This window comes from Thermoflexus sp. (assembly GCF_042408365.1).
GTDB lineage: Bacteria > Chloroflexota > Anaerolineae > Thermoflexales > Thermoflexaceae > Thermoflexus.
This window is the reverse complement of the sequence record NZ_JBHOQJ010000139.1, coordinates 1-8,794: the sequence shown is the minus strand read 5'-3', so window position 1 is coordinate 8,794 and position 8,794 is coordinate 1. Positions and strand designations below refer to the sequence as shown.

8 protein-coding genes and 2 tRNA genes are annotated in these 8,794 nt (G+C 63.3%); 3 read left to right on the top strand and 7 right to left on the bottom strand.

Annotated features, from left to right (window positions below; translation table 11 throughout):
• Nucleotides 1-20 precede the first annotated feature (20 nt).
• The 7 genes from ACFMO5_RS06445 to ACFMO5_RS06415 all read right to left on the bottom strand — a co-directional run bounded on the left by ACFMO5_RS06445 (nt 21) and on the right by ACFMO5_RS06415 (nt 5,220).
• A tRNA-Gly gene (locus ACFMO5_RS06445) sits at nt 21-93 on the bottom strand.
• Nucleotides 94-99: 6 nt separating this feature from the next.
• Nucleotides 100-172, bottom strand: a tRNA-Phe gene (locus tag ACFMO5_RS06440).
• 117 nt (nt 173-289) lie between these two features.
• Nucleotides 290-1,624 (bottom strand): MFS transporter, encoded by a 1,335-nt coding sequence (locus ACFMO5_RS06435; protein ID WP_376791933.1) that lies wholly within the window; start codon nt 1,622-1,624, stop codon nt 290-292.
• A 134-nt stretch (nt 1,625-1,758) separates the two neighbouring features.
• On the bottom strand, nt 1,759-2,301 hold the full coding sequence (locus ACFMO5_RS06430; RefSeq protein ID WP_376791932.1) for a transcription repressor NadR: 543 nt from the start codon (nt 2,299-2,301) through the stop codon (nt 1,759-1,761).
• Nucleotides 2,302-2,312: 11 nt separating this feature from the next.
• On the bottom strand, nt 2,313-2,918 hold the full coding sequence (locus ACFMO5_RS06425; RefSeq protein ID WP_376791934.1) for a cysteine hydrolase family protein: 606 nt from the start codon (nt 2,916-2,918) through the stop codon (nt 2,313-2,315).
• A gap of 318 nt (nt 2,919-3,236) precedes the next feature.
• Nucleotides 3,237-4,229: an NAD-dependent epimerase/dehydratase family protein gene (locus tag ACFMO5_RS06420; RefSeq protein ID WP_376791931.1), complete on the bottom strand. Its 993-nt coding sequence runs from the start codon at nt 4,227-4,229 to the stop codon at nt 3,237-3,239.
• Between the two features lie 139 nt (nt 4,230-4,368).
• Nucleotides 4,369-5,220, bottom strand: coding sequence for a hypothetical protein (locus ACFMO5_RS06415; protein ID WP_376791930.1), 852 nt, complete (start codon nt 5,218-5,220; stop codon nt 4,369-4,371).
• Between the two features lie 684 nt (nt 5,221-5,904).
• Here ACFMO5_RS06415 and menC point away from each other — a divergent pair.
• The 3 genes from menC to ACFMO5_RS06400 all read left to right on the top strand — a co-directional run bounded on the left by menC (nt 5,905) and on the right by ACFMO5_RS06400 (nt 8,742).
• Nucleotides 5,905-7,017, top strand: coding sequence for an o-succinylbenzoate synthase (menC, locus tag ACFMO5_RS06410; RefSeq protein ID WP_376791929.1), 1,113 nt, complete (start codon nt 5,905-5,907; stop codon nt 7,015-7,017).
• A gap of 88 nt (nt 7,018-7,105) precedes the next feature.
• Complete coding sequence (locus tag ACFMO5_RS06405; RefSeq protein WP_376791928.1) at nt 7,106-7,954, top strand: tRNA (adenine-N1)-methyltransferase; 849 nt, start codon at nt 7,106-7,108, stop codon at nt 7,952-7,954.
• A gap of 401 nt (nt 7,955-8,355) precedes the next feature.
• The gene (locus tag ACFMO5_RS06400) at nt 8,356-8,742 is read left to right on the top strand and encodes a hypothetical protein (protein ID WP_376791927.1); all 387 of its coding nucleotides are present in this window, start codon (nt 8,356-8,358) and stop codon (nt 8,740-8,742) included.
• Nucleotides 8,743-8,794 lie beyond the last annotated feature (52 nt).

Genomic DNA, 8,794 nt, shown 5'->3' with positions numbered 1-8,794 from the left:
CCACTCGGCTACGCCGCCAGAGCGGGCGACGGGACTCGAACCCGCGACCTCCTCCATGGCAAGGAGGCGCTCCACCAACTGAGCTACGCCCGCCTGCAATGCCGAGAGGCGGAATCGAACCGCCGACCCCCCGGTTTTCAGCCGGGTGCTCTACCAACTGAGCTATCTCGGCAATCCAATTTAATATCTAACATGGCCAGAGGGGTTTGTCAAGCCACCGACTCCAGAGTGGGAAGGCCGCTGAAGCGGCCCTCCCATCTACTCGCCTGTCTATCCGCAGCGGCCCTTCTCATCGAAGTTCTCCCACCACATCGGCCAGAGGCCGACCCCGCGTCTCATACGGCAACGAAAGCGCCGCCAGCCCGGAAATCCCATACGCGGCGGCGAAGACCGTGAGGGCCAAGGGCATGGAGACCCCCAGCAGATAGCCCCCCAGGGTGGGGGCGAGCGCGCCAGCGATTCGGGTCATCCCGCTGGCCGCGCCCATCCCCGTCGTGCGCAGTTGTGTGGGATAAGCCTCCGGTGTGTAGGCGTACAACGCCCCCCAGGCCCCCAGGGCGAAGAACGACATCCAGATCGCCGCCGCCAGATAGGCGGGCAGCGAGGCCGCCACGGCGAAGAGATAGGTGAAGATCCCGCTGGCCAACAGATAAAATCCCAGGGTCCTCCGCCGCCCAATTTGTTCCACCAGGTAAGCAGCCGAGAAGTATCCGGGAAGCTGGGCCAAGGTGATGATGAAGATGTATTCAAACGAGCGCAGAAAGGTTAACCCGCGCTGGACCAAGAGGCTGGGCAACCAGGTGAAAACCCCATAATAACCCAGGGAGATCCCGAACCAGATCAGCCACAGCAGCGCGGTGGTCCGCGTGTAAGGCCGGCGCCACAGGTCTCCAACTGTGACGTGGGGTGCCGCCGGCGCGATCAGCCGGATCCCCTCCGGCAACGCAGCGCCGTTCTCTCGGGCCACCTGGGCCAAAACCGAGCGGGCTTCCTCCTCCCGTCCGTGGACCAACAGGAAGCGCGGGGATTCCGGCACATAGCGGCGGATCCAGAAGACGATGAGGCCCGGCAGGGCGGAGATCGCCAGCAGCGGCCGCCAGCCCACTCGCGGCACGATGAGCCAGGCCAGGCCCGCTGCGATCAGCGCCCCCAGCGCCCAGAACGCCTCCAAGTAGACCAGATAACGCCCCCGCTTCTGACGCGGCAGATACTCCGCGAAGATCGCGTAATCCACCGGCAGCGTGCCCCCTACGCCGAAGCCGGTCAACGCCCGCAGAAGGACCAAGGTCGCGAAGTTCGGGGAGAAGGCGGAGAGCAGGCCGAAGCCCGAGTCGATGAGCACGGTGAGGATAAAGCCCAGCCTGCGCCCAATCCGATCCGACAGCGTCCCCCAGAACCAGGCCCCAGCTAGCATCCCCAGGAAAATGGCAGTGCCCAGCAAGCCGGCCTGGGCGGTGGTCAATCCCCACTCCCGTCGGATGGCCGGCAGGGCGAAGGAAATCAACAGCACCTCCATCGCATCCGCCGCCCACCCCGCCCCGCAGATCGCCATCAGCTTGTACTGAAACCTACCCAGGCCCACGCGGTCGATCGCTTCGTCAAAAGTCATCGTGAGGGCAGCCATGAGAAACACCCCCCATGGAAGGTGTAGATGCCCTAGCCTGGGGAATGCGAACAACCCTACCCCTAGGGCGCCCCCGCGGATGATCGGGATGCTGATCGTATGGACAGGCCTTGTTGCCTGCCCTCGGGGCGCCCCTACTCCACGAGATAGCCTCGCTGGCGCAGCGCATCCCGCGCCCGTTCTAAGATCTCCGGGCTCCGGGCCTCCAAGGTGTGCAGATGCAAGCCCTCTGTCAGCTCGCTCAGGAGACGGGCCCCGGTCCGTCGCAACGCCTCCATGAACTGACGAACATCCTCCCGCGAGCCGATGTGCAGGCTTCCCCGCAGCTCCCCGTAGATCGCGTGCTCTACGATCACGTCCACCACCTCGACCCCCAGATCCACCAGAAGCGTCAGCTCATCCTCCGTCTGATCCGGGGTGTGGCGGACGGCGACCAGCGCGCGGTGGACCGGACGGGCGCTGGGGAGGCAATAACCTCGGGGGGTGGCCAGAATCTCTACCCCCGCGGCCCGCAGCACCGCGATGTCCTGCACGATCACCTGCCGGCTGGTCCCCAGACGCTGCGCCAGCTCCGCACCCGTCAGCGGCCGCCCGGCCGCCCGCAATAACTCTAGGATCCGGGCCCGACGCGCCTCGGGCCCCCCCAGGCGCTCGGCGTGTTTCTCGTGAAGGACCATCCTCTCTTCCCTCAAGCGGCCACGGGCGAGCGCACCTGGATCGCGTCCACCGTGGTCAGCGTGCCCTGGAACAGGAACGCGGTCTGGCGGTTCGCCGCCTCCATGTCGAAGGGGTGGAGCGCGGAGGTGGCATCCACGGGAAGGATCACGTGGAACCAGCGCAGGGCGGCGCTGGCCGCTGTGTAGTGGACACAGATGCTGGCCACCGTCCCACAGATCACCAGATCCCGGATCCCCCGCAGCCGGAGCTCATGCTCCAAGGGGGTGCCGTAAAAGGCATCGTAGCGCCGTTTCTGAAGAACCAGCTCCCCCTCCCGGGGCTTCAGCTCCTCCACGATCTCCCACCCCCAGGTTCCGGCCAGGCAATGCTCACCCCAGATCGGGAACTCCGGATCCCCCGGATAATGGGTGTCCTGGGTGAAGACCACGAACATCCCGCTGGAACGGGCGAGGTCGAGCAGCTTGCGGATCTTCGGGACCGTGGCCGGCGCGTCGGGGACAAAGAGGTTGCCCTGAGGATGGACGAAGTCGTTCTGCATATCCACGACGATCAGCGCCGAGCTCCGCGGATCGATCTCCACGGAAGCGGCCAAGGAATACTCCGGAACTTCCACCATCCGCGCCATGACAACCTCCTGTTTTTCAGAGGGCTGAGGGCCCAGGCGAAGAATGCTGTCCAAGAGGGCTTTCTTTTATACGCTCATCCCCTTCCCCACGACCCCTGGGACCATCCGGAAAGGGATATAGCGCGCGCATGCTCTATGTGTAAAGTCTGATGACTTGTCAGATGTCATGACATATTATACCCCGCGGACAAAACCCGAGCAACAGGGGTAAGCCATGAAATTGGGGAGTCCCCCTGGAGGGTGTGGTGTCCGAACCCCCGCAGAATAAAGGGGGACCGCTGGTGATTGCCTTCAGGAGGTGAAAGCCGTTCAAGCGGTCGAGGGAGGCGACCGGCACGCTTGATACCACTCCCAGGCGCGTCGGATGGCCTCGCGCACCGGGATCTCCGGACGATAGCCCAGCTCCGTTTCCGCTTTTCGGCCATCGCACCAGATTAAGTGGGCGCTTAGCCAGAGCTGATCGGCCCCCACCGGAAGGGGAATCCTCAGAAAGCTGGCGGCCCGCGCCAGCGCGGCTAACCCTTTTACGACGCGAGGAGGGAACACCCGGCGAGGCGCAGGGACCCCGATGACCTCCGCGATCTGATCGGCAAGTTCCCGATAGGTGAGATTCTCCCCGCCCAAAATGTAACGCTCCCCTGGTCGTCCGCGCTCCAGAGCGAAAACGTGCCCACGCACCACATCCTCCACCGCCACCACGTTCACCCCACCGGGTGGGAGGGCCGGCACCCGCCCCCGGGCCATCTCCAGAAGAAGGCTCCCTGAGATCTGATGGATATCCCGGGGGCCCAGGATCACCGAAGGGTTCACAATGACCACCTCTAAACCCTGTTCCACAAAAACCCGAGCGATCGCTTCCGCCATCGCCTTGCTGTATCCATAGAGAAAGCGACTGGGGGGCAGATTGTACGGATGGTCTTCCGTGAGCAAGGTGCCGGGCTCCGGCACCCCGAGGGCCGCCAGGGAGCTGGTCAGCACCACCCGTTGGATGTTCATCTCCCGGGCCGCCGCCAAGACGTTATGGGTGCCTTCCACGTTCACCTTGAGGATCTGCGCTGCCGAAGTGCGCCAGTAGGCGGAGATCGCCGCGGTGTGGAAGACCACGTCGCATCCGACCATCGCGGCGCGCAGGCTCTCCGGCTCCAACACATCCCCGATCGCGTGCTCCACGTCCAGATCCTCCACCGCCTTCAGCGAAGAGGTCGCCCGACGGAGGATCCGCACGGTCCACCCCTGCCGAAGGAGATAGGCTGCGAGGTTGGCGCCCAGGAAACCCGTTCCTCCTGTGACCAGTGCGCGCATCCACCACCCCTCAGGCTTTGATCTGAGCTCAACAAAGGCGAAAAGCCCCTCGTCCAACCAATACTCCAGCCCCGTTCAATGCCCAGGCTGCTTGTTCCTTCCCCAAGCTGAAAAGGGGAGGGCCAACCACCAAGGGTTGCTACCGGCCCGCTTCCGTCGCCGCGGGCGCCCCTGTCCCTATCCACGCGCGATAGGCCATGGTCCAGGAGGTTTCCACAAACGTAATGACGGGGGCCAGCAGGATGCGGCTGAACAGGGTGAAGCAAAGGCCAGCCAGCACCGCGATGAGGCCGAACTGGACGAACGCCGATGGTTCCATGGGCCTGCCGCCCCCGAAGAGCGCTAAGAAGCCTGCTCCCAACAGGGCCAACAGGGGAACCGCGGTCAGGAGGGAAAGGACGAAGGCGGTGACCCCCAGCACTCCCACATCCAAGACCAGCCAGACCAGGAGAAGGGGGGCGACGCGGCGCAGGCCGATTTGGAAACCGCGGCGCAGCGCGGAAAGCCAGGGGAGATCCTCCAACAACGCAGCCCGCAGCGCGAGGCGGGACCAGAGATGCAACACCCAGCTGAGCAACAGCAAGCAACCCAGAAGAGCAAGCGTCATCAGCGCGATGAGGATAAGCGTGGCGATGCGGATCCCTTCGATGCGCTGCGCGAAGGCCAGGAGGAACCCGCCGATGAGCCCCAGAAGGAGGACGAGGAACGTCAGGAAGCCCGGGATCCCCAGCAGCACCATGATCCCGATCAAACGGAGCAGGCGCGCCGTTGCCCGGCGCGCCAGGGCGCCCAACTCCAGGGGGCGGCCCTCGGCCGCCTCACCGCCTCCCAGGATCAACGCCCCTTGCCCCCAGAGGGCAACCAATTGCACCAACAGAAGAAAGAAAAAGAAACTTAGAAGCGTCAGGGCCAGAAAGGGCCAGTTGCGCTCCAGCCATCGGCGGATCATTTCCTCGAAACCGGGAGGCAGCGGGGATGTCGGACCCCTCATCTGGAAACCTCCCTGCATGCTTGGGGTCCCACCCGCCCCCAGGGCGGCAAGGAATCCGAAAATCCAGAGGGATTTATAGCGCCATGTCAGCTGAAGCCCGCGTGCAAGCCATTCGCCCAGCTCCATAGAATCCCTCCTTTTCGCAATAGGGACCAGAGCCGTATGCGCCAGGACCCTGGGATGATCATTATCTCATAGTCGACTATCTTAGAGGAAACAGGTAGCGCCCCGCCCGCAGTGCAAGGGGGCCTCGGGAAGCGGCCGGGGTTCCCGCCCCTCCAGCCTAAACGAGCGCTTGAGCGTCTGCTACGGACGACCCAGCTCGGCCCGCAGATCATATCGAGTGCTTCTTCTTCCTCTGGGGATCTTCGGGGGCTGGACCATCGGCCTTCCCAATCACAGATCCCAAAACAAAGTGGGAAAAGCACTAGAGCGGATAAAGCGCTAGAGGCCCCTGGCCTGATATGAAAAGAAATTTGCGTCAGCGCTGAAGGTTAGGTAGAAAGGGTACAAGATGGGATTCGCGAGAAAGGCGTTCACTGGATCCTGCTTCATGGGATGGGCTGCTTCAAGATCGATGGGACCAGCTGCCAACTTGACAGGAGAAAGCGGCTCGTCCGGCCTCGGTGAGAAGCGCGTGATCATGCCCTCAAGCCCCTTATCCTTTCACAGCGAGGACGCCTGATGATCGTCGAGCGTGTGGAGCTGCGGCTGATCCGGATGCGGCTGAAGGAGCCTTTTGAAACCTCCTTCGGGCGGGAGCTGGATCGAGAAGCCATTCTGGTCACGGTCTATGCCGACGGCCTCGAGGGCTGGGGGGAGGTCGTCGCCTCCCGGGATTTCGGATACTCCTATGAGACCACGGAGACCGCATGGTATGTGTTGCGAGCTTTCCTGATCCCGGCCGTGCTCGGCCGCGAGATCCCGAACGTGGAAACCGTAGCTCGTATCGGCGAGCCGCTGCGCGGTCATCCGATGGCCCGGGCCGGCCTGGAAGCGGCGTTCTGGGATCTCTTCGCCCGACAGGCAGGTCTTTCTTTGTCGCAATATCTGGGCGGTGTTCGGGACCGGGTCCCGGTGGGGGTCAGCATCGGGCTCCAGCCCACCGATGAGGCTTTGATCGAGAAGATCCGCGGTTATCTGGAGGAGGGCTACCAGCGGATCAAGGTGAAGATCAAACCGGGTCGGGACGTAGGGATGATCGCGGCGGTCCGTCGGGCCTTCCCCGAGATCCCCTTGATGGCGGACGCGAACTCCGCTTATACGCTGGAGGATGCCGATCGCCTATCGGCTCTGGACGAATTCCAGCTGATGATGATCGAGCAGCCGCTTCACTGGGATGATCTCTACGAACACGGGCTCCTTCAGGCGCGTCTGCGGACTCCGATCTGCCTCGATGAGAGCATCCATACCGTCCGGCATGCCCGAGCGGCGCTGGAGATGGGCGCATGCCGGATCATCAACATCAAGCCGGGCCGGGTCGGTGGGCTGTTGGAGGCCAAGCGGATCCACGATCTATGCCATACGCGTGGTGTGCCGGTCTGGTGCGGAGGGATGTTAGAGACCGGCATCGGGCGGGCGGCGAACGTGGCCCTGGCCTCCTTGCCCGGCTTCACCCTCCCAGGGGATCTGTCGGCCAGCGATCGCTATTACTACGAAGACCTGATCGATCCTCCCTTCGTCCTGAACCCGGATGGCACCCTGACCGTGCCGAAGGGCCCGGGCCTGGGCGTGGCGGTGGATCGACGAAAAGTGGATCGGGTCACGTTGCGCTTGGAGGTTTTCCGGAAGGGATAGTGGGGCCTCTGGGAGATGCGGCTGCGTCAAGCGGCCCGCTCCTCTCCCCTCCCCACGCAACGAAGGGTTAAGAGGCGCTACGCGATCGATGGCGAGCGAGGCGAAGGCGGGTGATCTGGCGTTATTGATCGGGCCAGGCGGGAAGCCTTTTCTGATCCGGCTGGAGCCGGAGGGGCGCCTGCACACCCATCGAGGGGTGGTGGCCCACGAGGATTGCATCGGGCAACCGTGGGGGACGGCAGTGCGCTCCCATCGGGGGGAGCTTTTCTGGCTCCTGGAGCCGTCCACGGAGGAGCTCATTCGCTATCTCCCCCGCCAGACCCAGATCCTCTACCCGAAAGACATCGGCTACATCCTACTGAAGCTCTCCGTGCGCCCCGGGCGGCTGATCCTGGAGGCTGGGACCGGAAGCGGAGGGTTGACCCTCGCCCTGGCCCAGGCGGTCTGGCCGCTCGGCCGGGTGGTGACCTATGAGGTGCGGCCGGAGATGCAGGCCCTGGCCCGCCGGAACCTGGAGCGGGTGGGGCTGGCGGAGATGGTCACATGGCGGATCCGGGACATCGCGGAGGGGTTCGATGAGACCGGGGCGGATGCCCTCTTCCTGGATCTGCCGGAACCATGGGCCTATCTACCTCAGGCGGCCACGGCCCTGCGAGGGGGCGGTTTCTTCGGAGCCATCCTCCCCACTGCCAATCAGGTCATCCGGTTGTTGGAGGCTCTCCCGGCCCATGGATTCGGCTTCATCGAGACCGTGGAGATCCTCCTGCGGCCTTATCACACGGAGGGTTGGCGCTTCCGGCCAGCGGACCGCATGGTCGGGCATACCGGGTTCCTTATTTTTGCTCGACGTTTATATAAACCTCCAGAGGCGGGGGAAACGGTTCCCGAATTGGAGCCTCCTGATCAGGAGTCGGAAGGAGCGTCAACCGTGGGGTAACAGGCATTTAAACACCTGACCCCAACGGAATAAGCTGAAGCGTCTTATACCGAAGGAGCCGTAGTAAAAGGATGGGAACGTTGCGAGAAGGCTGGGAAAACTGTCTTCGCGGCCTCCCCGGCTCTCACACCTTGGGAGCATGAGGGGTGGATTTCCATCGCCCCATGTTGTGATAAGAATAACAATATAGTGGGATCATGAACATTCCGTAACGCGGAAAGGTCTTGACATCATCGGCAGGCACATTATAATAAAAGTGCCCATCGATTCATCGATAGGTGAGCGGTGATTCTGGAAGTGGTTTGTGGGCGCGGGTTTTCGTAGAGGTTGCGCCGGACGACCTGGCTGGTGATCTTCCTCCATATCACCGAAGGAGCATTTCGAAACGTGGAGGGGCCTTTATGAAGCGGCCCTTACAAATTGAAGTGATCGCTTACGCGCCCACCGCTTTTTATCACTGCCTCCATTGTGAGCTGGTTTGGCAGCAGGCCGGCGTGGGCCAGGCCCTGCACGCAGAACAGCTCGCCTCCGGTCTCCCCGAAGATCTCCATAAAGCTTACCAGGACCTCGCTGCGTGGATCGCCCGGCTGATGACGACCTATTGTGATCGGATCGCGGTGAAAGTGATCGATGCGGTTTCGGTGGAGGGCTGGTGGAAATCCCTGCGCTATGGCGCCCGCCGGTATCCGGCGGTGATTGTGAATGGGCAGGTGTTTGCGGGTGGGGATTTCGCGGGCGCGGAGGCGGCCATCGCCCGGTGCTTAGGCGTTCCTCAGGCGACAGCTTGAAATCCAGGCTGTCGCCTGTTTTTTTCGTGGGGTGTGGGCCGCCTTCGGCGGC

What these genes read in the sequence shown, in the direction of transcription:
- ACFMO5_RS06435 (WP_376791933.1), bottom strand. Translation starts at nt 1,624, where the DNA reads ATGGCTGCCCTCACGATGACTTTTGACGAAGCGATCGACCGCGTGGGC.
- ACFMO5_RS06430 (WP_376791932.1), bottom strand. Translation starts at nt 2,301, where the DNA reads ATGGTCCTTCACGAGAAACACGCCGAGCGCCTGGGGGGGCCCGAGGCG.
- ACFMO5_RS06425 (WP_376791934.1), bottom strand. Translation starts at nt 2,918, where the DNA reads ATGGTGGAAGTTCCGGAGTATTCCTTGGCCGCTTCCGTGGAGATCGAT.
- ACFMO5_RS06420 (WP_376791931.1), bottom strand. Translation starts at nt 4,229, where the DNA reads ATGCGCGCACTGGTCACAGGAGGAACGGGTTTCCTGGGCGCCAACCTC.
- ACFMO5_RS06415 (WP_376791930.1), bottom strand. Translation starts at nt 5,220, where the DNA reads ATGAGGGGTCCGACATCCCCGCTGCCTCCCGGTTTCGAGGAAATGATC.
- menC (WP_376791929.1), top strand. Translation starts at nt 5,905, where the DNA reads ATGATCGTCGAGCGTGTGGAGCTGCGGCTGATCCGGATGCGGCTGAAG.
- ACFMO5_RS06405 (WP_376791928.1), top strand. Translation starts at nt 7,106, where the DNA reads ATGGCGAGCGAGGCGAAGGCGGGTGATCTGGCGTTATTGATCGGGCCA.
- ACFMO5_RS06400 (WP_376791927.1), top strand. Translation starts at nt 8,356, where the DNA reads ATGAAGCGGCCCTTACAAATTGAAGTGATCGCTTACGCGCCCACCGCT.